The sequence below is a fragment of the Streptomyces sp. NPDC024687 genome, from assembly GCF_055559055.1.
The window spans coordinates 166,250-188,679 of sequence record NZ_JBVHLJ010000006.1 but is presented as its reverse complement, the minus strand read 5'-3'; the positions used below and the strand labels follow the sequence as shown (position 1 = coordinate 188,679).

Here is a 22,430-nt window from a genome sequence, read left to right as displayed (position 1 = left end):
ATGCAGGTAACTCGGCAGCGCCGCAGCAGCGCGCGGGCCAGACGCCTCAGCCGCCGGACCACGCTGGTGACGGCCGGTATCGCCGTCGCCCTCGGTGTCACCGGCACCGCGGTCGCCTCCACCTACCAGTTCGGCACCCAGCAGGTCGCACAGGACACCGCCAAGGGCGAGGTCATCTCCAGCGACCAGTACCTCAAGCCGTACGGCAGCCGGACCGTCATCAACGACGGCAAGATCATGTCGTCCACGGTCAGCCCGGACGGCACCCACCTCGCGGCCTCGGTCACCGACGGCGACGCCGCGCTGGTGATCATGGACCTGGCGACCGGGCAGGTGAAGCAGAAGATCGGCGCCAACACGGCGGACGATCTGCGCATCACCAGCGCCGCGGTCGGCCAGGAGGGCCCCACCTACTCGCCCGACGGCAAGCAGCTGTGGCTCGGACAGGCGAACGGCTACACGAAGTTCACCGTGAACGCCGACGGCACCCTCTCCACTCCGACGGCCGTCCCCATCCCGGCCGTCGGCACTCAGCAGGCGCTCGTGGGCGCCGCGGTGTTCTCGGCCGACGGCTCCACCGTGTACTCCGCGGTCAACGGCCAGAACCGGGTCGTCGCCCTCGACGCCACCACCGGAACCATCAGGCAGAGCTGGGCAGTCGGGAACGCGCCGCGCGGCCTTGCCCTGGTCGGCGGCAAGCTGTACGTCAGCAACGAGGGCGGACGTCCGGCCAGGCCCGGCGAGACCACCATGAACTCCTACGGCACCCAGGTGCCCGCCGACCCCGCCACCGGCGCCGCGACCACCGGCACGGTCAGCGTCATCGACACCCGCGAGGACAAGCCCGTCCGGACCATCGACGTAGGTCTGCACCCGACAGCCGTGTACGCGAAGAACGGCACGGTGTTCGTCGCCAACACCGCCGACAACAACGTGTCGGTCATCGACACCCGCAAGGACAAGGTCGTCCAGACCATCGCCACCCAGCCGTGGCCCGAGGCGAAGGTCGGCTACGAGCCCGACGCCGTCACCCTCACCGACGACGGCCACCTGCTGGTGACGCTGGGCCGCGCCAACGCGGTCGCCGTCTACCGGTACAGGTCCCCGAAGGAACCGGCGAGTTACGTCGGCCTGCTCCCCACCGACTACTTCCCCGCCGAGGTCACCACGGTCGGCAAGAAGGTCGTCGTCTCCAACACCCGCGGCATCGACGCCCGCCGCCCCACGGCCGCCTCCGGACACGGCACCCACGACACCACGTCCAGCCTCACCGAGTTCACGCTGCCGAGCGACCTGGTGATCAGGTCCCAGACGGCCAAGGTGTTCCAGCAGAACGGCTGGACGCCCGGCTCGGTCACCACGGCCAAGGGCGCCGGCCACGCCAAGCCGGTCCCGGTCCCGGCCCGCCTCGGCGACCCGTCGACGATCAAGCACGTCTTCCTGCTCGTCAAGGAGAACCGCACCTACGACCAGGTCTACGGCGACCTCCCGCAGGGCGACGGCGACCCGGCCCTCACCACCTTCGGCGCGAACGTCACGCCCAACCAGCACGCCCTGGCCCAGCAGTTCGGCCTCTACGACAACTTCTACGACATCGGCACCAACTCCGCCGAGGGCCACAACTGGCTGATGCAGTCGGACAACCCGGAGTACACCGAGTCCTCCGCCGGTGAGTACACGCGCAGTTACGACACCGAGAACGACGTGCTCGGCCACCAGAAGTCCGGGTTCATCTGGACCGGCGCGCAGGCGGCCGGGAAGTCGGTCAAGGACTTCGGCGAGTTCCAGTCGACCGAGTCCAAGCCGGCCGGCGCGACCTGGCAGAACCTGTACTGCGACAGCAAGACCATGGCCGCGACCGGGGCGCAGACCCAGTACCCCATCAAGACCGGCTCGGCGATCCCCTCGCTCAACGACGTGTCCGTACAGGGCTTCCCGATGTTCGACCTCGACGTCCCGGACATCTACAAGGAACAGATCTGGCAGCAGGACTTCGAGAAGAACGGCCCGGCGAACCTGAACATGTTCTGGTTCTCCAACGACCACACCGGCGGCCCGGCCAACGCGTCGGCGGAGGTCGCCGACAACGACCTCGCGGTCGGCCGCATGGTCGACGAGATCTCCCACAGCAGGTACTGGAAGGACTCGGCGATCTTCGTCGTCGAGGACGACTCCCAGAACGGCCTCGACCACGTCGACGGCCACCGCGCCCCGGTTCAGGTCATCAGCCCCTACGCCCAGCACGGCACCGTCGACAGCCGCTACTACACGCAGATCACGATGATCCGCACCATCGAGCAGATCCTCGGGATCCACCCGATGAACCAGAAGGACAGCGCGGCCACGCCCATGTACGGGGCCTTCACGGGCAAGCCGGACACCACCCCGTTCACCGCGGTCCCCAACCGCACCTCCCTCACCCTCGGCGTGAGCCCCACGCCGTCCTGCGGCGTGGACACCCCGGCCACCCAGGACGCCGACGCGGCACTCGCGCCGACCTCCGCCGCAGTGCCGCAGGCGAAGCAGGCACTCGCCGCGCAGTGGAAGACCTGGGCCTCACACCAGCGCCTGACCGGTGCGCACGCCGTGCCGGACTACGCGAACGCCGAGCAGATGAACCGTTATACCTGGTACCAGACGCACGACTGGACCAAGCCGTACCCCGGCGACAAGAAGGTCTACGCGCCGAACGACGTGCCCGGCGCCTACCTCCCGTCGGCGGAGTCCGACGGCTGACGGCTGACGGCGTCTCCGGCGGCCACGTGTGCGGTGGCCGCCGGAGGAGCACTCTGGAAGCAGAGGTTTCCGGAGGTGACCGACATGACGCACACCACTGTGGGATGGCACGTCGAGCTGGAGTTCCGGGAGGACGAACGGCACACGGAGGCGGCGGCGCTGGTGCGCCTGCCCGACGGGAGCGAGGTACGGGCACGCGGACACGCCAGCCGCCACCGCAGCGACACGAATCAGCCGCGGGTCGGCGAGGAGGTCGCGGGGGCGCGGGCGCTGAACGAACTCGCGATGCAGTTGCTGACCAAGGCGCACGACGAGATCGACGAGGCGTCCGGGCGGACGTCCCACACGATCAACGTGTAGCCGTCACAGGGCCGCCCGCACCGCCCTGACCAGCGCCTGCGCCCGGGGGTCCGCCGTGACCGTCTTGCGGAACCCGTTGGTGACATAGCCGAAGGCGATGCCGGTCTCCGGGTCGGCGAAGCCGAGGGAGCCACCGCGGCCCGGGTGCCCGAAGGAGCCCGCGCCGAGGAACGGCGAGGCGCTGCCGTGCAGCATGTAGCCCAGGCCGAACCGGGTGTTCACGACCAGCACGCGGTCCGGGCCCGCCGACTCCTCGGTGCGGGCGAGTGCGACCGTGGCCGGGTCGAAGAGGCGCACCCCGTCGATCTCGCCGACCAGCGACGCGTAGATCCTCGCCAGCCCGTCCGCCGTCGCGATGCCGTTGGTGGCGGGCAGGGCGCTCGCCCGGTACTCCGGTGCGTTCTGGTCGGGGAAGGGGGTGATCGCGGCGAAGGCGCGGCGGGTGAGGGAGCCGGGGTCCTCGTAGGCCTCGGTGACGGACCGCTTGGGGCGGGCGCGCAGGGCACCGTTGGGCTCGGGGCCCTCGACCCGTCCGACCCGTCCCGTCCGTCCGGCGGCTTCCTCCTCCGCGGGCAGCCCGAGCCAGAACTCGGCCCCCAGCGGCCCGGCGATCTCCCGCGCGATCCACTCACCGGCCCCGAGCCCGGTCACCCGGCGCACCAGCTCGTCCAGCATCCAGCCGTACGTCAGCGCGTGGTACCCGTGGTCCGTGCCGGGCTCCCAGACGGGTGCCTGCGCGGCGACGGCCTCGGGGCCCTTCAGCGGGTCCAGGGCCTCGTCGGGGGTGAGCGGCCGGTCGATCACCGGCAGGCCCGCCCGGTGGTTCAGCACGTGCCGGACCAGCACCCGTTCCTTCCCGCGCGCCTTGAACTCGGGCCAGTACTCCGCCACCGGCGCGTCCAGGTCCAGCTCCCCGCGCTGGTGCAGGAGCAGGGGTACGGCGGCGGCGACGCCCTTGGTCGCCGAGCGCACGACCTGCGCGGTGCCGCGCTCCCAGGGCTCGGTGCCGTCGATGTCCCTGGTACCGGCCCACAGGTCGACCACCTTGCGCCCGTCCCGGTACACGGCGACCGCCGCGCCCCGGTCCCCGAGCGCCTCGAAGTTCCGCGCGAACACGTCCCTGACCGGCTCGAAGCCCTCGGCGACTGTGCCGTTCACGTCCACGCCCGTACTCCTCCTGCTGCCGCCCGGTGCCTGCCTCAGCCAAGCAGAATCGTCACGTCGATGTTCCCGCGGGTCGCGTTCGAGTACGGGCAGACCTCGTGGGCCGCGTCCACCAGCTTCGCCGCGAGGCCCGCGTCGAGGATCGGGAGGGAGACGCTCAGGGCGACCGCGAGGCCGTAGCCGCGGTGCTTGTTGGGGCCGATGCCGACCTTCGCGGCGACCGTGGAACCGGTCAGGTCGTAGCCCTCGCGGTTGCCGACGAGGATCAGCGCGTTGTGGAAGCAGGCGCTGTAGCCGGCGGCGAACAGCTGCTCCGGGTTGGTGCCGTTGCCGTCCCCGCCGAGCGCCGGCGGCATCGCGACCTTCAGCTCGATCTGGCCGTCCTGGCTGGTGACGAAGCCGTCCCGGCCGCCGTGAGCGGTCGCCTCGGCGACGTACATGATCTTCGTCGGCCGGGTGTCGACGGCGGTTTCCTCAAGCATGGCTGGTCTCCCCCCGGAGAAGTGCGCGCAAATACATCGTGCACAAGGTACCGGCCGGTAGGTCGGGGCCGGGCGACCAGGGGGTGGCAACCTTGGGTAACAGGTGGTCAGCGGGGGCGCTCGGAAGCCTCGTGCGCCCTTTCCGCGAGCCCCCACAGGTTCTCGCGCAGTCTCGCGGCCTCCGCGGTGTCGAGCCCGGTCGCGGAGAGGAGGGCGCCGGGGACGGCCGCCGCGCGCTCCCTGAGTTCCTCCGCACGCCCTGTGCACGCCACCAGCACCGAGCGCTCGTCGCTCGCCGCGCGCTCCCGGCGTACGAACCCCGCGCTCTCCAGCCGCTTGAGCAACGGCGAGACCGTGCCGTAGTCGAGACGCAGGGCGGCCGCCAGCTCCTTCACGGTCGTCTGACCGCGTTCCCACAGCACCAGCAGCACGAGGTACTGCGGATAGGTGAGCCCGAGCTCGTCGAGGAGCGGCCGGTACGCGGCCGTCACCGCGCGCTGGGCGGCGTACAGCGCGAAGCACAACTGGTCGTCCAGCAGCAGCGATCCGGCGTCCTCTTGGTTCGTCACGCGCCCATTGTCACGGACCGCGGATCGAATCCGAAGGGCAACTCCAACCGGTGGGCCCGCATCAGCTCGTCGTCGGCCAGGAGTTCGGCGGTCCTCCCGTCCGCGGCGATCGTGCCCTCGCTCAGAATCAGCGAGCGCGGGCACAGCTCCAGCGCGTACGGCAGGTCGTGCGTGACCATCAGGACCGTCACGTCCAGCGAGCGCAGGATGTCGGCCAGTTCGCGGCGGGAGGCCGGGTCGAGGTTGGAGGAGGGCTCGTCCAGGACGAGGATCTCCGGCTCCATCGCCAGCACGGTCGCCACCGCCACCCGGCGCCGCTGGCCGAAGGAGAGGTGGTGCGGGGGCCGGTCCTTGAACTCCGCCATGCCGACGTGGGTCAGCGCCCGGTCCACGCGCTCCTCCAGCTCGGGCCCCCTGAGCCCGGCCGCCGCCGGTCCGAACGCCACGTCCTCGCGCACGGTCGGCATGAAGAGCTGGTCGTCGGGGTCCTGGAAGACGATGCCGACCTTGCGCCGGATCTCGGCCATGTGCTTCTTGCCCACGGGCAGCCCGGCGACCTTCACCGTGCCCACCCCGCCGCTCAGGATGCCGTTGAGGTGCAGCACGAGGGTCGTCTTGCCGGCGCCGTTCGGGCCGAGCAGCGCGACCCGCTCGCCGCGCGCGATCGAGAAGTCCACGCCGAACAGGGCCTGATGCCCGTCGGGGTAGGCGAAGGCGAGGCCGGAGACCTCCAGGGACGCGGTGCTCACAAGATCGCTCACAGGGCCCATCCCACCACGCAGACGACAAGGGCGGCGACGGGGAGCGCGAGGGCGTACGACCACTGCGCCCGGGACGCGGTCACCTCGTCGATGACCGGCATCGAACCGGCGTACCCCCGGCTGACCATGGCCAGGTGCACGCGCTCACCGCGTTCGTAGGAGCGGATGAACAGCGCGCCGGCCGACTTCGCGAGGACACCCCAGTGCTTGACGCCGCTCGCCTCGAACCCCCGCGACTCCCGCGCGATGCGCATCCGCCGCATCTCGTCGGTGATGACGTCGCCGTAGCGGATCATGAAGGAGGCGATCTGGACCAGCAGCGGCGGGAGTCTGAGCCGTTGCAGTCCGAGCAGCACCGAGCGCAGTTCGGTGGTGGACGCCAGCAGCACCGACGCGGCAACCCCCAGCGTGCCCTTGACGAGCACGTTCCAGGCGCCCCACAGGCCGCTCACGCTCAGGGAGACACCGAGCACCTCGACCCGCTCGCCCTCCGCGACGAACGGCATCAGCACCGCGAACGCCACGAACGGCACCTCGATCAGCAGCCGCTTCAGCAGGAAGCCGGCCGGCACGCGCGCGGCGTACGCGACGACGCCCAGCAGGACGGCGTACAGGCCGAACGCCCACATCGCCTCGCGCGGGGTCGAGACGACGACCACCACGAAGCCGAAGGCCGCCGCGAGCTTGGTGTGCGGCGGCAGGGCGTGCACCGGCGAGTGCCCGTGCCGGTAGAGCCGGTGCGCGTGTCCGGCGCCCACGTCAGACGCCCGTCCCGACGGGGCTGGTGTCGGCGGTACGGCGCCTGCGGACCGCCCAGAACACCGTGCTGCCCGCGACGACGGTCACGCCGACGCCGATCACGCCCGCCAGCCCCCCGGACAGGCGGGCGTCCTGGACGTCCTTCACGCCGTAGTCGGCGAGCGGGGAGTCCGAGGTGGCGTGCTTCTCGGCCTTCGCGTCGATGCCCTTGTCGGCGGCGACCTTCTCCAGCCCGTCGGGGCTGGCGGAGGCGTAGAAGCTGACGAACCCGGCGAGCACCAGGGAGGTGACCAGGCCGGTGATCCACACCTTGCGGTGCGAACGGGCGGCGGCGACAGGCGCGGTGTCCGGTACGTCGACCAGTTCACCGTCCACCCGCAGCTTCAGCTTCTGCTGGAGGCCACGGGCGCCGTACACCAGGTCGGGGCGTACGGCGACGACGGCACCGACGGTCAGCGCGGTGATGGCCGCCTCGCCGATGCCGATGAGGATGTGGACGCCGATCATCGCGGTGGCGACCTTGCCGATGGAGACGTCGGTGGTCCCGCCGACGGCGTAGATCAGGGTGAAGGCGACGGCCGCGGCGGGCACCGAGAGCACGGCGGCCACGAAGGAGGCCGCGGTGATCGAACCGCGCCGGCGCGGGAGCACCTTCACCAGCCCGCGGAAGACGGCGTACGCCACGACCGTCGTGACGACGGCCATGTCGGTGATGTTCACGCCGAGCGCGGTCAGCCCGCCGTCCGCGAAGAGGATGCCCTGCATGAGCAGGACGACCGAGACGCAGAGGACCCCGGTGTAGGGGCCCACGAGGATCGCGGCGAGGGCTCCGCCGAGGAGGTGTCCGCTGGTCCCGGCGGCGACCGGGAAGTTCAGCATCTGCACGGCGAAGATGAACGCCGCGACGAGGCCGGCCAGGGGCGCGGTGCGTTCGTCCAGTTCACGGCGGGCGCCGCGCAGGCTCACCGCGACGGCGGCCGCGGCGACGACTCCGGTCGCTGCCGAGATGGGGGCGTCTATGAATCCGTCAGGCACATGCACCGTTCGATGATAGTGGCTTGTTGCGAACCCTTTGCAAGAGGGCCTTTTCGCGAACAGCAACTCACGGGCTTTCGGTCCAGGGGGCGGAACACGGGAAATGTGCGACTCTGGGAAGGGGGTGGACGCACAGCTTCCGCACAGGTCACGCAGCGTGAGAGGGCCGTCACGATGTCCGTAGTCGAACAGTACGCGCGAGCCCACATCGTTTCGGACGTGGACATCGCCGAGGACGAGGCAGTCCCGGTGGTCCTGCGCTACGACCCGGAGACCGACCCGCGCTCGGTACGGATCGGTCTGCCGGGCACCCACGAGTGGACCTTCTCGCGAGCCCTGCTGGAACAGGGACTCAGGGCTCCGGCCGGCACCGGCGAGGTGCGGGTGTGGCCGTGCGGACGAGTGCAGGCCGTGGTGGAGTTCCACTCACCGCAGGGCGTGTCGGTCGTGCAGTTCGAGCAGAAGGCCCTGCTCAGGTTCCTGCGACGGACGTACACGGCCACGGCACCCGTACGGGGTTAGCCGTGCGGGCTCAGCCGCCCATCTTCAGCAGGGTCGCCACGATCGGGCCCGCCGTGTCGCCGCCGTGGCCGCCCGCCTGGACCACGCCCGCCGCCGCGAGGTCGCCCCGGTACGCGGTGAACCAGCCGTTCGGCTTCTTCTGGCCGTCGACCTCCGCGGAGCCGGTCTTCGCGCCGACGTTGCCGTACACCCCGGACATCGCCTCGGCCGCCGTGCCGTAGCCCGCCGTGTACGCCATCAGCTCACGCAGCTGCGACAGCGTGCCGGCCGACATCGCCCGCGAGGCGGTAGCCAGCGTGCGGCCGTCGACCGAGGGGGAGACCAGGTAGGGCTGCTTGAAGGTGCCCGACTCCACGGTGGCGGAGACCGACGCCATGTTCAGCGGGTTCATCCGCACCCCGCCCTGGCCGATGAGCGAGGCCGCCTTCTGGGCCGCGCTCTGCACCGGCACCGAGCCGTCGAAGGACGGGACGCCGATCGCCCAGTTGTCCATGGACAGGCCGAAGACCTGCTGGGCCTGCTTGGTCAGGCTGTCGTTGTCCAGCTTGCCCGCCTGGCTGATGAAGGCGGTGTTGCAGGAGCGGGCGAAGCTCGCCTTGAAGGTGCCGCCCTTGATCTCGAACTTGTCGTCGTTCTGGAACTTCCAGCCGCCGTACGTGAAGTACTTCGGGCACGGGTGCGCCTTGTCCGGCGAGGCGAGGTCCTTCTCGATCAGCAGCGAGGAGGTGATGACCTTCATCGTGGAACCCGGGGCGAGGGAGCCCTGGAGGGCGGTGTCGAAGCCGTGGCTCGCGTTCGCCACCGCGAGGATCTCGCCGGTCGACGGGCGCAGGACCACGACGGAGGACCGCGCCTGCTTGGCGACCTGCGCCTCGGCCGCCGCCTGCAGCGTCGGGTTCAGGGTGGTCTTCACGGTGCCCGGGGTGCCCTTGCTGAGCTCCACCAGGGTCTTGTCGGAGGACTTGGAGTCCTTCCCGCGGACCACCCGCAGCTCGATGCCCGCCTTGCCGCCGGCCTTCTTGCCGTACTTCTCGCGCAGGCCGTCCAGGACCGTGCCGAGCGAGGCGTACTTCGCCTCGGTGATCTCGCCGCCGTCCCGGTCGACCGCCTTGATCGGCGGGGTCCCGGACTCCCCGGTGACGAGAGTGTCCCCGTCCTTCAGGTCGGGGTGCACGACCGAGGCGGTCCAGCCGACCCGCGGCTTCCCGGTGGCGGTGTCGCGGACGACGGTCAGTGCACTGTCGTACGTCAGCGGCTTGCTGGTGCCCTTGTACGTCACCGTCGCCTTGACGGAGAAGGGCACCTTGTCGCCGGCGCGGGTGCCCGGGGTGAGGGTGACGCCGGTGATGTGGGCGTCCTTGGCGTAGCCGGTGAGCAGGGCGGTGGCGGCCTTGGTGTCACTCGTCGCGGCGGCCGCCGCGCTCACCCTGCCCTGCTGCCAGGAGGTGAGGAAGGTGGTCGCGGTGGTGGTGACCTCGGTCGCCGACAGCGGGCCGGTCTTGACCTTCGGCTTGTGGTCCGCGGCGGACACGGACGTGTTCTGCGTCCGGTCGTCGGCCGCGGCCCCGGCGCCGTACAGCGCGTAGCCGCCGAGGCCGACGCCGACGACGACCACGGCGATCATCCCGCCGACCACGGCGGGCCTGGTCTTCCGTCGCTCGGCGACGCGCCTTCTGCTACCCACGGCTTTTGTTTCCTCCGCGCTTCTCAGGGTCCCCGTTGCCCTCATGCACCTCAACGACTGCCACAGCCTAGAGTCCCCGTCCTGCGCGGGTGACGTCAGCCGGCGGCTCGTAGCACAGCTGCGACAATCGGGCCGGCCGCGTCGCCGCCGTGGCCGCCCTCCTCCGTCATGGCCGCCGCGGCCATGTCCTCGCGGAAGCCGGTGAACCAGCTGTTGGACACCTGCTGTCCGTCGACCTCCGCGGAGCCGGTCTTGGCGCCGATGTCCCCGCCGAGCTCCGCCATCGCCTTCTGCGCCGTGCCCTGGGTCGCGGTGAGCCGCATCATCTGCTTCAGCTGGGAGGCGGTGTTGTACGGCAGCCCCTTCGCGGTGGCCAACTCGCGGCTGTCGAGCTTCGGCGAGACCAGGTAGGGCTGGCGGAAGGCGCCGGTGATCGCGGTAGCCGTCACCGAGGCCATGTTCAGCGGGTTCATCTGGACCTGGCCCTGGCCTATCGCGTTCGCCGCGCGGTCCGGACCGCTGACCGCGGGCACCTTCCCGTCGAAGGAGACGATGCCGGTCTTCCAGTCCTCGCCGATCCCGAACCGGTTCTGGGCCTCCAGCGTCAGCGAGTCGTCGGTGAGCGGCTTCTCGTCGATGAGCTTGATGAAGGCGGTGTTGCAGGACCGCATGAAGCTGTTGGCGAGGCTGGCGCCCTCGTTGGGCTTCATGTTGGTGAGGTTCTTGAAGGTCTGCCCCTGCCACACGGCTTCGGGCGGGCAGGGCGCCGGGCCGTTCATCGAGGTGACGCCGTTGTCGATGAGCATCGCGGCAGTGATGATCTTCATGGTGGAGCCGGGGGCCTTGGTGCCCTCGAAGGCCGCGTTGAAGCCGTCCGTACGGTTGTTGGCCACGGCCAGCACCTCGCCGGTGCTGGGCTTGACGGCGACGACCGACGACTGGCCGTACAGCTTCACGGCCTTCTCGGCGGCCGCCTGCGCGCTCGCGCTGATGGTGGTCTGCAGCTTCCCCGCCCTGCCCTCGGCGAGGGTCAGCAGCGAGGTGTCGGGGCTCTGGTCCGGGTGCTTGATGACCAACTCGATGCCGGGGGTGCCGCCGGCCTCGCTGCCGTACCTCTCGCGCAGGGCGTCCAGGACCGGGCCCAGCGACGGGTACTTCTCCTTGGTCAGCACCTTGCCGTCGCGGGCCACCGCCTCGATGGCCGGGTTCGCGGACTCGCCGGTGACGAGCCGGTCGTCCCGCTGGAGCTTCGGGTACACCAGGGCGGGCTGCCAGTCGACGAGCGCCTTGCCGGTGGTCACCCCGCGCACGACGGTCAGCTTGCTCGTGTACGCCAGCGGCTTCGACTTGCCGTCGTACGACACCGTCGCCTTCACGCTGTACGGCACGGTCGCGCCGGTCGCCGTGCCGGGCGTGATGTGCACCCGGCCGATGTGCGCGTCCGTCCCGTAGGCCGTCAGCAGCACCTCGGCCGCCGTGCCGTTGTTCGTCAGCGCGGCCGCGCTCGCCGCGTCACCCTTCTCCCAGGCCGCGAAGAAGTCCTTGGAGGTCTCCTTGACCTCGTCGGCGGTGGGAGGCCCGCTCCGCTTGGTCTCCCCTACCCCGCCGCTCCCGTCGTCGCTCAACGCCGACACGAAGTTGTACGCCCCGTACCCGGCCCCGCCGACCATCACGGCGAACACCGTGCTGACGACAGCGACCTTCACCCCCTTGGCCATGGTGTGGCCCCCTCCCCGATTCACCCCGTTGTTGTGGGAACTCTAAGCGGGAGGTGTGACGGGCGGGGTGTGAGTTTCGGGATTGGCCGGAGCACGTGCTTAATCACATACGTGAATATCGGCCCGCTATACCCAGGTATCCAGCCACATCCGCGACCGCCAGTCGTCGATCGGGATGCTCGTGCCGGTGTACAGCGGCCAGAAGTAGATGAAGTTCCAGGTGATCAGCAGAACCAGGACTCCGGCCGCCGTGGCGCCCGCCACCCGGCGGGTCTCGGTGGCGCGTGGGGGGCCGAGGAGGGCGCCGACCAGCATGGCCACGGCCAGGCAGAGGAAGGGCAGGAAGACGATCGTGTAGAAGAAGAAGATCGTGCGTTCCTGGTAGTTGAACCAGGGGAGGTACCCGGCCGCGATCCCGCAGGCGATGGCTCCGGCCCGCCAGTCGCGGCGGAAGAACCAGCGCCACAGGACGTACAGGACCGCGAAGCAGGCGGCCCACCACAGCAGCGGTGTGCCGATCGCGAGGACCTCACGCGCACACTTCTCGCCCGCGTCGACCGGGCAGCCGTCGGTGCCGGGCGCGGGGGACTCGTAGAAGTACGAGACCGGGCGGCCGTCGACGATCCAGCTCCACGGGTTGGACATGTACGTGTGCGGCGAGGACAGGTGGACGTTGAAGTTGTAGACCTCGTGCTCGTAGTGGACCAGGCTGCGCCACCAGTCGGGCAGGAAGGTCCAGCTGCCGCCCTTGCCGTCGTTCGCGGCCCAGTTGCGGTAGTAGCCGCCGGTGCCGTCGGCGGGGGAGAGGATCCAGCCGATCCACGAGGTGATGTAGGTGACGACCGCGACCGGCACCATGGCCAGGAACGCGATGCCGAGGTCGTACTTGAGGACCGCCACATAAGGCTGGCGGGCGCCCGCGACCTTGCGGGAGCCGACGTCCCACAGGACCGTCATGATGCCGAAGGCGATGAGGAAGAACGCGCCGTTCCACTTGGTGCCGATGGCCAGGCCGAGGAGCAGGCCCGCCAGCCAGCGGTAGGGGCGCAAACCCAGGAACAGGGTGTCCGCGATGTGCGCGTCGGGGCGCACGAGGCCGGAGGAGTCGACCGGCAGCGCGGCCGCGAGTTTCTCCCGGGCCCGGTCACGGTCGATGACCAGGCAGGCGAACGCGGCGAGCACGAAGAACATCAGCACACCGTCGAGCAGCGCGGTCCGCGCCATCACGAAGGCCAGGCCGTCCACGGTCATCAGCGCGCCGGCCAGGCAGCCCAGGAACGTGGAGCGGAAGAGGCGGCGGCCCACCCGGCACACGATCAGCACCGACAGCGTCCCCAGCAACGCCGTCATGAACCGCCAGCCGAACGGGTCGAACCCGAACATCAGCTCGCCGAGCCCGATGACGTACTTGCCGACCGGCGGATGCACGACATAGGCGGCGTCCGTCGGCAGCGCGACGTGCCCGTTCGAGGACAGGATCTGGCTGTCGACGTTCTTGCCCCAGCTGAGCTCGAAGCCGCGGTGGACGAGCGCCCACGCGTCCTTGGCGTAGTACGTCTCGTCGAATATCACCTTCTTCGGGCTGCCCAGGTTCCAGAACCGCATCAGCCCCGCCACCAGCGTCACCAGCAGCGGACCCAGCCAGCCCGACCAGCGCGTGACCCGCTCGGCGAGCCCCTGGGGCACGCCCAGGACCTGCCACATCCGAGGGCTCGGCGCGATGAAGGGCGGCACCAGCCGCTCACGCACATCACTGCCGGTCTCGGCCGTGTAGCCGAAACGGCGCAGCCTCTGCTGCCACGACGGCCGCCGGTCCTGGGGGGCCTGGTCCTGCCGGGTGTCCGTGGAGGACGCGGTACTGGTCACCGCGCCATCGTAAGGAACGGCGCTGTGTGAGTCCCGTGCATGGGCGGATGCGTCCGCTTCGGGGCGTCCCTGGGAGGATGGGGACGTGACTGGAACCCTTGTCTTGGCGGGCACCCCCATCGGCGACATCGCGGACGCTCCTCCCCGGCTCGCGGAGGAACTGGCCGGGGCCGACGTGGTCGCGGCCGAGGACACCCGGCGGCTGCGGCGCCTGACCCAGGGGCTCGGCGTGACGCCCAAGGGGCGGATCGTGTCCTACTTCGAGGGCAACGAGGCCGCCCGTACGCCCGAACTCGTCGAGGAACTCCTCGGCGGCGCGCGCGTGCTGCTCGTCACCGACGCCGGGATGCCCTCGGTGTCCGACCCCGGGTACCGGCTGGTGGCCGCGGCCGTGGAGAAGGACATCCGGGTCACCGCCGTACCGGGGCCGTCCGCGGTGCTCACCGCGCTCGCGCTGTCCGGGCTGCCCGTGGACCGGTTCTGCTTCGAGGGGTTCCTGCCGCGCAAGGGCGGGGAGCGGCTGTCACGGCTGCGGGAGGTCGCCGACGAGCGGCGCACCCTGGTGTACTTCGAGGCTCCCCACCGGCTCGACGACACCCTGGCGGCCATGGCCGAGGTGTTCGGGGCGGAGCGGCGGGCGGCGGTGTGCCGGGAGCTGACGAAGACGTACGAGGAGGTCAAGCGGGGGGCGCTGGGCGCGCTCGCCGAGTGGGCCGCGGACGGGGTCCGGGGGGAGATCACCGTCGTCGTCGAGGGGGCGCCCGAGAAGGGGGCCGGGGAGATCGACGACGCCGAACTGGTGCGCAGGGTGCGGGTGCGCGAGGAGGCGGGGGAGCGGCGCAAGGAGGCCATCGCCGCGGTGGCCGTCGAGGCCGGGGTCCCCAAGAGGGTCGTTTTCGATGCGGTCGTCGCGGCGAAGAACGCCGCTCCCTGACCCGCCGCATGAGGTGGGTCACACCCCCTCTGAGCAGGGCGCATGACTTCTGAGCGTGCGCCCCATGTGCTCGCAAAGCGGTGTCTCGGAATGCAAAGCTCCGGGCCCCCTGGCAGGGCGGTTTGGCAAGCAACGTCCAAATCGGCTCCAACAGTCGGCAGGGCTGTCGCCTTCGCGCCCCCGGGAGGCGTCCACTGGGGTGAGGGACGTACCCGTCCTTCGAACCAGCGGACACACAGGAGCTGGAATGAGCGAGATCGCAGGGCACCCCGGTGCGACAGCAGTCGTCAACGAGTCCTACTCCTTCGCCTGCATGCGCTGCGGGCACGGATGGGAGCAGTCGTACGAGATAGAGCACCACGTCGACGGCGACGGCCGCGAGTTCGTGCAGTACATGGTCGACGGACGGGTCGTGCCCTCGCCGCTCTCCAAGCCCGCGTGCGAGAACTGCGACCACCACGTCGTACGGATCATGCGGCCCGGCCGGGTCGCCTCCGCCCGTGACGCGGCCCACCGCGGGCAGCCCGCGCCCCCGGCCGGGCCCGTGCAGGCGCCGGCGGCCGGGGGCGAGGGGTCCGCCGAGGAGCACCACTGGCACCTGGCCGACCTGCTGCACGTCTTCCAGCGCAAGGCGAGCTGACCGCTCCGGCATCCGGGTGGGCATGCCCCTTTCGTAGGATCGGGGCATGCCTTCGAACAGCCCCCGCGAGAAGAACGCGGCCCCGCCGCTCCCGGCGCCCCTGCGGGTGCCGGTCGCCGACTCCCACACCCACCTGGACATGCAGGACGGGACCGTGGAGGAGGGGCTCGCCAAAGCCGCGTCGGTCGGGGTGACCACGGTCGTCCAGGTCGGCTGCGACGTACGGGGCTCCCGCTGGGCGGCCGAGACGGCGGACCGGTACGACGCCGTCCACGCCACCGTCGCCCTGCACCCCAACGAGGCGCCCCGCATCGTCCACGGCGACCCCGACGGCTGGTCCCGGCAGGGGGCGCGCAAGGCGGGAGGCACGGCGGCGCTCGACGAGGCGCTCGCCGAGATCGACCGCCTGGCCGGGCTCCCGCAGGTCAAGGGCGTCGGCGAGACCGGCCTCGATCACTTCCGCACCGGGCCCGAGGGCAAGGAGGCGCAGGAGGCGTCCTTCCGCGCCCACATCGAGATGGCCAAGCGGCACGGCAAGGCGCTCGTCATCCACGACCGGGACGCCCACGCGGACGTCCTGCGCGTGCTGAAGGAGGAGGGCGCCCCCGAGCGCACCGTCTTCCACTGCTACTCCGGTGACGCCGAGATGGCGCGGATCTGCGCCGCCGCCGGATACTTCATGTCCTTCGCCGGCAACGTCACCTTCAAGAACGCCCAGAACCTGCGGGACGCGGTGGCGGTGGCCCCGCTGGAGCTGTTGCTGGTGGAGACGGACGCGCCCTTTCTGACGCCGGCGCCGTACCGCGGACGGCCCAACGCCCCCTATCTCATTCCGGTCACGGTGCGCGCCATGGCCGCCGTGCGCGGCATCGACGAGGACGCGCTGGCCACGGCACTCGCCGCCAACACCGCACGCGCCTTCGGGTACTGACCCGCTCGAACGTAACTCCGGGTAGCCGAGTCGCTTTGGAGAGTGACGGTCGCTCCGCTAGGTTCTGTGGGCCCGATCCGGACCCCTCTGGACCCCTCGGCCCCTGGAGCGTGTCGGCGTGAGCAACTCGCAGTACGAGACGTATCAGGCGTACGAGCCGTACGAACCCCCGCCGTACGGCGGTTTCGACGCGCCCCCCACCGATCCGCACACCGTGGAGACCCTCGCGTACGGCGTGTACGGGGCGCCGGAGGCGGCGCGGACGCTGGTGTACGAGGACACGTACCGGCCCGCGTACGAGGCCTCGGAGCCGGTGCTTCCGCAGCAGACGCCGGGGCGGCGGGCCGCTCGCCGGCGTCGGGCGCGGTACACCGAGCGGCCGGACAGCGCGATGCGCCGGCTGCTTCCGCAGGCGCTGGTCGTCGCGTTCCTCGCCGGCGGCACCACGGCCTTCGTCGCCAAGGACAAGGCGATCGAGCTGAGCGTGGACGGCAAGCCGCGCACCCTGCACACCTTCGCGGACGACGTGAGTGAACTGCTCGCCGAGGAGGGAGTCGCGGTCGGTGCGCACGACGTGGTCGCGCCCGCGCCCGGCGAACCGCTCGCCAGCGGGGACGAGATCGCGGTCCGGTACGGGCGTCCCCTGCGGCTCACCCTCGACGGACACCGGCGTGAGGTGTGGACCACGGCACGGACCGTGGACGGGGCTCTCGAACAGCTCGGGGTGCGAGCGGAGGGCGCGTATGTGTCCACCTCGCGCTCCCGGCTGATCGGACGGGAGGGGCTCGCGCTCGACGTGCGGACCGAGCGGTCCGTGACGATCATGGCCGACGGCCGGGCGCGCACGATCCGGACGAACGCGGCGACCGTGGCGGAGGCCGTCGAGCAGGCCGGGGTCACGCTGAGCGGGATGGACACCACCTCGGTGGCGCCGGAGAGCTTTCCCCGCGAGGGGCAGACCGTCACGGTGCTGCGGATCACCGCGACGAAAGAAGTGCGCGAGGAGCAGATCCCCTTCCGCGTACGGCGGAGCGAGGACGCCACCGTCTTCAGGGGCACCGAGATCGTGGAACAGGCGGGCCGGCCGGGGATCCGGCGGGTCACGTACTCCCTGCGCACCGTCAACGGCGTGAAGCAGAAGCCGCGGCGGCTCAGGACCGAGGTGGTGCGCGAGCCACGGGACCAGGTGGTGAGAGTCGGAACGAAACCGATGCCCACCTCCGTGCAGGGCGCGGACCACCTGAACTGGCAGGGCCTGGCGCACTGCGAGTCCGGCGGCCGCCCGAACGCGGTGGACCCCTCGGGGACCTACGGCGGCCTCTACCAGTTCGACACCAGGACCTGGCAGGCGCTGGGAGGCTCGGGACGACCGCAGGACGCCCCCGCCGCGGAGCAGACGCTCCGGGCGAAGAAGTTGTACGTACGGCGCGGGGCGAGCCCCTGGCCGCACTGCGGTGGCCGGTTGCACGGGTGAGTGGAGCACCACCCCCGCCCCGTACCCTTGGGGCCGTGAGCAGCAGCCCCTCCCCAGACGCCCTCCTCGGCCCCGCCGACATCCGTGAACTCGCGGCTGTCCTAGGGGTCCGCCCCACCAAGCAGCGCGGCCAGAACTTCGTGATCGACGCGAACACGGTCCGCCGTATCGTCCGGACCGCAGGCGTCCGCCCCGACGACGTGGTGGTGGAGGTGGGGCCCGGGCTCGGCTCGCTCACCCTGGCGCTGCTGGAAGCGGCCGACCGCGTCACCGCCGTCGAGATCGACGACGTACTCGCCTCCGCGCTGCCCGCCACCATCGCGGCCCGCATGCCCGACCGCGCGGACCGGTTCGCGCTGGTGCACTCCGACGCCATGCACGTCACCGACCTCCCCGGCCCCGCGCCGACCGCACTCGTCGCGAACCTTCCCTACAACGTCGCCGTACCCGTGCTGCTGCACATGCTCGACAACTTCCCGAGCATCGAGCGCACCCTCGTCATGGTGCAGGCCGAGGTCGCCGACCGGCTCGCCGCGCCGCCCGGCTCGAAGGTGTACGGCGTCCCGTCCGTGAAGGCCAACTGGTACGCCGAGGTCAAGCGGGCCGGGTCGATCGGCCGCAACGTCTTCTGGCCCGCGCCGAACGTCGACAGCGGACTCGTCGCGCTCACCCGCAGGACCGAGCCGATCAAGACCACCGCGTCGAGGCGCGAGGTGTTCGCCGTCGTGGACGCCGCCTTCGCCCAGCGCCGCAAGACCCTGCGGGCCGCGCTCGCCGGGTGGGCGGGTTCGGCCGCGGCCGCCGAGACCGCCCTCGTGGCGGCCGGGGTCTCGCCGCAGGCCCGCGGCGAGGCGCTCACCGTCGAGGAGTTCGCGCGGATTGCCGAGAACAAGGAGTCCAGTCAGCAGTGAGCGTCACCGTCCGCGTCCCCGCCAAGGTCAACGTCCAGCTCGCCGTCGGTGCCGCCCGCCCCGACGGCTTCCACGATCTGGCCAACGTCTTCCTCGCGGTCGGCCTCTACGACGAGGTGACCGTGACGCCGGCCGAGGAGCTCCGCGTCACCTGCTCCGGTCCGGACGCCGACCAGGTGCCCCTGGACCGTACGAACCTGGCGGCGCGCGCGGCGATCGCCCTCGCGGAGCGGCACGGTCTGGATCCCGCCGTGCACCTCCACATCGCCAAGGACATCCCCGTCGCCGGCGGCATGGCGGGCGGCAGCGCGGACGGCGCCGGCGCGCTGCTGGCCTGCGACGCGCTGTGGGGTACGGGTGCTTCCCGCGGCGAACTGCTCGACATCTGCGCCGAGTTGGGCAGCGACGTACCGTTCAGCCTGGTCGGCGGGGCCGCGCTCGGCACCGGGCGCGGGGAGAAGCTCAGGACGCTCGACGTCGGCGGCACCTTCTCGTGGGTGTTCGCGATGGCCGAGCGCGGGCTGTCGACCCCGGCCGTCTTCCGGGAGTTCGACCGGCTCACCGAGGGCCTCGACGTCCCCGAGCCCGTGGCCTCCGAGCACCTGCTGGCCGCGCTCGCCGGGGGCGACCCGGACGCGCTCGCCGCCGCCGTCTCCAACGACCTCCAGCCGGCCGCCCTCTCGCTCTTCCCGGAACTCGCCGGCGCCCTCGCGGCCGGCAGCGCCGCGGGCGCCCTCGCCGGGCTCGTCTCGGGATCGGGCCCGACCACGGCCTTCCTCGCCCGCGACAGCGAGGCGGCGGCGAAGATCGCGGACACCCTGCGCGCCTCCGGCACCTGCCGGACAGTGCGGGTCGCGTCGGGGCCTGCGCCGGGTGCGACGGTGATCGGGGCGTAGCGGGCGGACTACCCTGGAGGGTCGATCGATCCCCCTGGGCAGGAGAGAAATGGCCGTCAATCTGGTCAATGTCGAGAACGTCAGCAAGGTGTACGGCACCCGTGCCCTGCTGGACGGTGTCTCGCTCGGCGTCTCCGAGGGCGATCGCATCGGCGTCGTGGGCCGCAACGGCGACGGCAAGACCACCCTGATCCGCATGCTCGCCAAGCTGGAGGACACCGACACCGGACGCGTCACGCACTCCGGCGGACTGCGCCTCGGGGTCCTCACCCAGCACGACTCCCTCGACCCGGCCGCCACCGTCCGGCACGAGGTCATCCGGGACATGGCGGACCACGAGTGGGCCGGCAACTCCAAGATCCGCGACGTGCTGACCGGACTGTTCGGCGGACTCGACCTGCCCGGCTTCCCGCAGGGTCTCGACACCGTCATCGCGCCGCTCTCCGGTGGCGAGCGCCGCCGTATCGCCCTGGCCAAGCTGCTCATCGAGGAACAGGACCTGATCGTCCTCGACGAGCCCACCAACCACCTCGACGTCGAGGGCATCGCCTGGCTGGCGAAACACCTGCGCGAGCGGCGCTCGGCGCTCGTCTGCGTGACCCACGACCGCTGGTTCCTCGACCAGGTCTGCACGCGCATGTGGGACGTGCAGAAGGGCGACGTCTTCGAGTACGAGGGCGGGTACTCCGACTACGTCTTCGCGCGTGCCGAGCGCGAGCGGATCGCCGCCACCGAGGAGACCAAGCGGCAGAACCTCGTCCGCAAGGAGCTGGCCTGGCTCAGGCGGGGCGCCCCCGCCCGTACGTCCAAGCCGCGGTTCCGCGTCGAGGCCGCCAACGAGCTCATCGCCGACGTGCCGCCGCCGCGGGACAGCAGCGAGCTGATGAAGTTCGCGTCGACGCGGCTGGGCAAGACCGTCTTCGAGCTGGAGGACGTGACCGTCCAGGCCGGGCCCAAGGTCCTGCTGAAGCATGTGACCTGGCAGCTCGGCCCAGGTGACCGGATCGGTCTCGTCGGGGTCAACGGGGCAGGGAAGACGTCCCTGCTGCGCGCGATGGCCGAGGCCGCGCTGACCGAGGGCGAGACACAGCCCGCGGCCGGGCGGGTCGTGGTCGGCAGGACCGTCAAGCTCGCCTACCTGTCCCAGGAGGTCGCCGAACTCGATCCCGCGCTGCGGGTGCTGGAGGCCGTCCAGCAGGTGCGGGAGCGCGTCGACCTCGGCAAGGGACGCGAGATGACCGCCGGGCAACTGTGCGAGACCTTCGGCTTCAACAAGGAGAAGCAGTGGACGCCGGTCGGGGACCTGTCCGGTGGTGAGCGGCGGCGGCTGCAGCTGCTGCGGCTGCTGATGGACGAGCCGAACGTGCTGTTCCTGGACGAGCCGACGAACGATCTGGACATCGAGACGCTGACCCAGCTGGAGGACGTCCTCGACGGCTGGCCCGGCTCGATGATCGTCATCTCCCACGACCGGTTCTTCGTCGAGCGCACGACCGACCGGGTCTTCGCGCTGCTCGGGGACGCCAGCCTGCGGATGCTGCCCCGGGGCATCGACGAGTACCTGGAGCGACGGCAGCGGATGGAGGAGGCGGCCGCGGCTTCGGCGCCGGTGGTGGTGAAGCCGGTGGCCGAGAAGAGTTCCGCGGATCAGCGGACCGCCAAGAAGGAGCTCCAGAAGATCGAGCGGCAGCTCGACAAGATCTCCGAGAAGGAGAGCAAGCTGCACGCCCGGATCGCCGACAACGCCACCGACTTCGCGAAGGTGGCCACCCTCGACGCCGAGCTGCGGGATCTCGCCGGGGAGCGGGAGGAGCTGGAGATGCGGTGGCTGGAGCTGGCCGAGGACGCGTGAAGGTGCGGCACGTGAAGGTGCGGCACATCGTCCTCGAACGACAGGAAAGCCAGGAATTCAGTCCTTCCGGGACACTTCTCACCGGTAGGGGAAGCGCAACGTCGAACTAGCGTGTAGCTTCCGGGGGCATGAAGGGCGGGGTGCCGGGAGAGTGCCTCTGTCCGTGCGGATCAGAGGGCATCCATAGTGGGGCCTTCACGCGGATCCATGGGGGACTGGGGGGTTGCTCGATGGGAGTTCGGCTCATGGTGGTCGACGACCACCGATTGCTCGCCGAGGCGCTGGCCTCGGCGTTGAAACTGCGCGGGCACCGGGTGCTCGCGGCGGCCGCGCCTGCCGCGGGGGCGGCGGAGCTGGTGATCAGCCGGTCGCCCGAGGTGTGCCTGCTGGGGACGGCCACGCCGGCCGAACCGGGGATGTTCGACCCGGTCGTGAAGATCAAGCGGGAGCGGCCGCAGGTGGCGGTGCTGGTGCTGGGGCCGGTGCCGAGTCCGCGCGGCATCGCGGCCGCCTTTGCCGCGGGGGCCTGCGGTTATGTGCGGCACGACGAGCGGATCGAGGGGGTCGAGCGGGCGATCATGAAGGCCCGCGCGGGGGAGGCGGCGGTCGCCCCGCAGTTGCTTCAGGGGGCCTTCAGTGAGCTGCTGAATCCCGCGGCCCAGCCGGACGACGAGGGGCAGCGGCTGCTGCAACTGCTGACGCCTCGGGAGGTGGAGGTGCTGGTGCGGGTGGCCGACGGGGAGGACACGCGGCTGATCGCGGCGGGGATGGGGATAGCGCCGTCCACTGCGCGCACGCATGTGCAGCGGGTGCTGATGAAACTGGGGGTGGGCTCTCGCTTGGAGGCGGCGGCGTTGGCTGCGCGGACGGGGTTGCTGGACCGGGCCGGCCCTGTGGGCCAACAGCAGCCTCCGCCTCCGGCGGTTTGACGGGTGCGGGTTCGGTGGGGGCGGGCGTTGTGCGCAGTTCCCCGCGCCCCTGAATGCCTGCGGCGGCCGGGGGTCGTACGCGGGTGCACGAGTCTCACCCAGGGGCGCGGGGAACTGCGCGACCAGCCCCCGCCGGCCGATAGCCGCCCGAGAACCTGACCCGGCACCCCCATAGGCGCCCCGCTCAAGCCCAGCGCAGCGGCACGG

The 22,430-nt window shown here is 71.1% G+C and carries 20 protein-coding genes; 11 read left to right on the top strand and 9 right to left on the bottom strand.

The window, feature by feature from the left end:
* Together ACZ39I_RS24365 and ACZ39I_RS24360 are read left to right on the top strand one after the other, a co-directional pair.
* Positions 1-2,736 carry a phosphoesterase gene (locus tag ACZ39I_RS24365; protein WP_467246421.1) on the top strand — a complete coding sequence of 912 codons (2,736 nt, stop codon included), beginning with the start codon at positions 1-3 and terminating at the stop codon, positions 2,734-2,736.
* An 84-nt stretch (positions 2,737-2,820) separates the two neighbouring features.
* Positions 2,821-3,096, top strand: a complete 276-nt coding sequence (locus ACZ39I_RS24360; RefSeq protein ID WP_467246419.1) for a DUF1876 domain-containing protein — start codon at positions 2,821-2,823, stop codon at positions 3,094-3,096.
* 3 nt (positions 3,097-3,099) lie between these two features.
* On the opposite strand, the gene ACZ39I_RS24355 is transcribed toward ACZ39I_RS24360, so the two are convergent.
* The 6 genes from ACZ39I_RS24355 to ACZ39I_RS24330 form a co-directional block, all read right to left on the bottom strand.
* Complete coding sequence (locus tag ACZ39I_RS24355) at positions 3,100-4,260, bottom strand: serine hydrolase domain-containing protein (protein ID WP_467246417.1); 1,161 nt, start codon at positions 4,258-4,260, stop codon at positions 3,100-3,102.
* 35 nt (positions 4,261-4,295) lie between these two features.
* Positions 4,296-4,742, bottom strand: a complete 447-nt coding sequence (locus ACZ39I_RS24350) for an organic hydroperoxide resistance protein (protein WP_352388375.1) — start codon at positions 4,740-4,742, stop codon at positions 4,296-4,298.
* A 107-nt stretch (positions 4,743-4,849) separates the two neighbouring features.
* The gene (locus ACZ39I_RS24345) at positions 4,850-5,311 is read right to left on the bottom strand and encodes a MarR family winged helix-turn-helix transcriptional regulator (RefSeq protein WP_451474821.1); all 462 of its coding nucleotides are present in this window, start codon (positions 5,309-5,311) and stop codon (positions 4,850-4,852) included.
* Positions 5,308-6,081, bottom strand: a complete 774-nt coding sequence (locus ACZ39I_RS24340) for an energy-coupling factor ABC transporter ATP-binding protein (RefSeq protein WP_467246415.1) — start codon at positions 6,079-6,081, stop codon at positions 5,308-5,310. The genes ACZ39I_RS24345 and ACZ39I_RS24340 overlap by 4 nt, the downstream gene beginning before the upstream one ends.
* A complete protein-coding gene (gene cbiQ, locus ACZ39I_RS24335) occupies positions 6,069-6,830 on the bottom strand; it encodes a cobalt ECF transporter T component CbiQ (RefSeq protein ID WP_467246414.1) in 762 nt (253 codons plus the stop codon). The genes ACZ39I_RS24340 and cbiQ overlap by 13 nt, the downstream gene beginning before the upstream one ends.
* Before the next feature lies 1 nt (position 6,831).
* The gene (locus tag ACZ39I_RS24330; protein ID WP_467246413.1) at positions 6,832-7,872 is read right to left on the bottom strand and encodes an energy-coupling factor ABC transporter permease; all 1,041 of its coding nucleotides are present in this window, start codon (positions 7,870-7,872) and stop codon (positions 6,832-6,834) included.
* A 168-nt stretch (positions 7,873-8,040) separates the two neighbouring features.
* On the opposite strand from ACZ39I_RS24330, the gene ACZ39I_RS24325 reads away from it, so the two are divergent.
* Positions 8,041-8,388: an SsgA family sporulation/cell division regulator gene (locus tag ACZ39I_RS24325; protein WP_467246412.1), complete on the top strand. Its 348-nt coding sequence runs from the start codon at positions 8,041-8,043 to the stop codon at positions 8,386-8,388.
* Between the two features lie 10 nt (positions 8,389-8,398).
* Here the strand turns inward: ACZ39I_RS24325 and ACZ39I_RS24320 are convergent, their stop codons facing one another.
* From ACZ39I_RS24320 to ACZ39I_RS24310, 3 genes are all read right to left on the bottom strand, one after another.
* Positions 8,399-10,072: a penicillin-binding transpeptidase domain-containing protein gene (locus ACZ39I_RS24320; RefSeq protein ID WP_467246411.1), complete on the bottom strand. Its 1,674-nt coding sequence runs from the start codon at positions 10,070-10,072 to the stop codon at positions 8,399-8,401.
* A 95-nt stretch (positions 10,073-10,167) separates the two neighbouring features.
* Positions 10,168-11,790 carry a penicillin-binding transpeptidase domain-containing protein gene (locus ACZ39I_RS24315; protein ID WP_467246410.1) on the bottom strand — a complete coding sequence of 541 codons (1,623 nt, stop codon included), beginning with the start codon at positions 11,788-11,790 and terminating at the stop codon, positions 10,168-10,170.
* Positions 11,791-11,916: 126 nt separating this feature from the next.
* Positions 11,917-13,656, bottom strand: a complete 1,740-nt coding sequence (locus ACZ39I_RS24310) for a dolichyl-phosphate-mannose--protein mannosyltransferase (RefSeq protein WP_467246409.1) — start codon at positions 13,654-13,656, stop codon at positions 11,917-11,919.
* Positions 13,657-13,741: 85 nt separating this feature from the next.
* Between ACZ39I_RS24310 and rsmI the strand changes: the two genes are divergently transcribed.
* The 8 genes from rsmI (at position 13,742) to ACZ39I_RS24270 (ending at position 22,223) form a co-directional block, all read left to right on the top strand.
* Positions 13,742-14,590 (top strand): 16S rRNA (cytidine(1402)-2'-O)-methyltransferase, encoded by an 849-nt coding sequence (rsmI, locus tag ACZ39I_RS24305; protein WP_467246408.1) that lies wholly within the window; start codon positions 13,742-13,744, stop codon positions 14,588-14,590.
* A gap of 247 nt (positions 14,591-14,837) precedes the next feature.
* A complete protein-coding gene (locus ACZ39I_RS24300; protein ID WP_467246407.1) occupies positions 14,838-15,230 on the top strand; it encodes a hypothetical protein in 393 nt (130 codons plus the stop codon).
* A gap of 46 nt (positions 15,231-15,276) precedes the next feature.
* Positions 15,277-16,161, top strand: coding sequence for a TatD family hydrolase (locus tag ACZ39I_RS24295; RefSeq protein WP_467246406.1), 885 nt, complete (start codon positions 15,277-15,279; stop codon positions 16,159-16,161).
* 118 nt (positions 16,162-16,279) lie between these two features.
* On the top strand, positions 16,280-17,635 hold the full coding sequence (locus ACZ39I_RS24290) for a ubiquitin-like domain-containing protein (RefSeq protein WP_467246404.1): 1,356 nt from the start codon (positions 16,280-16,282) through the stop codon (positions 17,633-17,635).
* Positions 17,636-17,670: 35 nt separating this feature from the next.
* Entirely contained in the window at positions 17,671-18,546 is an 876-nt protein-coding gene (gene rsmA, locus ACZ39I_RS24285) for a 16S rRNA (adenine(1518)-N(6)/adenine(1519)-N(6))-dimethyltransferase RsmA (protein ID WP_467246402.1), read from the top strand.
* The gene (locus ACZ39I_RS24280) at positions 18,543-19,442 is read left to right on the top strand and encodes a 4-(cytidine 5'-diphospho)-2-C-methyl-D-erythritol kinase (RefSeq protein WP_467246401.1); all 900 of its coding nucleotides are present in this window, start codon (positions 18,543-18,545) and stop codon (positions 19,440-19,442) included. The genes rsmA and ACZ39I_RS24280 overlap by 4 nt, the downstream gene beginning before the upstream one ends.
* A gap of 49 nt (positions 19,443-19,491) precedes the next feature.
* Entirely contained in the window at positions 19,492-21,294 is a 1,803-nt protein-coding gene (locus ACZ39I_RS24275) for an ABC-F family ATP-binding cassette domain-containing protein (protein ID WP_467246399.1), read from the top strand.
* Positions 21,295-21,524: 230 nt separating this feature from the next.
* The gene (locus tag ACZ39I_RS24270; protein ID WP_467246398.1) at positions 21,525-22,223 is read left to right on the top strand and encodes a helix-turn-helix transcriptional regulator; all 699 of its coding nucleotides are present in this window, start codon (positions 21,525-21,527) and stop codon (positions 22,221-22,223) included.
* The last annotated feature ends 207 nt before the right edge of the window (positions 22,224-22,430 follow it).

Excerpts from the sequence above, each read along its gene's own strand:
- ACZ39I_RS24365 (WP_467246421.1), top strand. The coding sequence starts at position 1 with ATGCAGGTAACTCGGCAGCGCCGCAGCAGCGCGCGGGCCAGACGCCTC.
- ACZ39I_RS24360 (WP_467246419.1), top strand. The coding sequence starts at position 2,821 with ATGACGCACACCACTGTGGGATGGCACGTCGAGCTGGAGTTCCGGGAG.
- ACZ39I_RS24350 (WP_352388375.1), bottom strand. The coding sequence starts at position 4,742 with ATGCTTGAGGAAACCGCCGTCGACACCCGGCCGACGAAGATCATGTAC.
- ACZ39I_RS24340 (WP_467246415.1), bottom strand. The coding sequence starts at position 6,081 with ATGGGCCCTGTGAGCGATCTTGTGAGCACCGCGTCCCTGGAGGTCTCC.
- ACZ39I_RS24325 (WP_467246412.1), top strand. The coding sequence starts at position 8,041 with ATGTCCGTAGTCGAACAGTACGCGCGAGCCCACATCGTTTCGGACGTG.
- ACZ39I_RS24315 (WP_467246410.1), bottom strand. The coding sequence starts at position 11,790 with ATGGCCAAGGGGGTGAAGGTCGCTGTCGTCAGCACGGTGTTCGCCGTG.
- ACZ39I_RS24300 (WP_467246407.1), top strand. The coding sequence starts at position 14,838 with ATGAGCGAGATCGCAGGGCACCCCGGTGCGACAGCAGTCGTCAACGAG.
- ACZ39I_RS24295 (WP_467246406.1), top strand. The coding sequence starts at position 15,277 with ATGCCTTCGAACAGCCCCCGCGAGAAGAACGCGGCCCCGCCGCTCCCG.
- ACZ39I_RS24275 (WP_467246399.1), top strand. The coding sequence starts at position 19,492 with ATGGCCGTCAATCTGGTCAATGTCGAGAACGTCAGCAAGGTGTACGGC.
- ACZ39I_RS24270 (WP_467246398.1), top strand. The coding sequence starts at position 21,525 with ATGGGAGTTCGGCTCATGGTGGTCGACGACCACCGATTGCTCGCCGAG.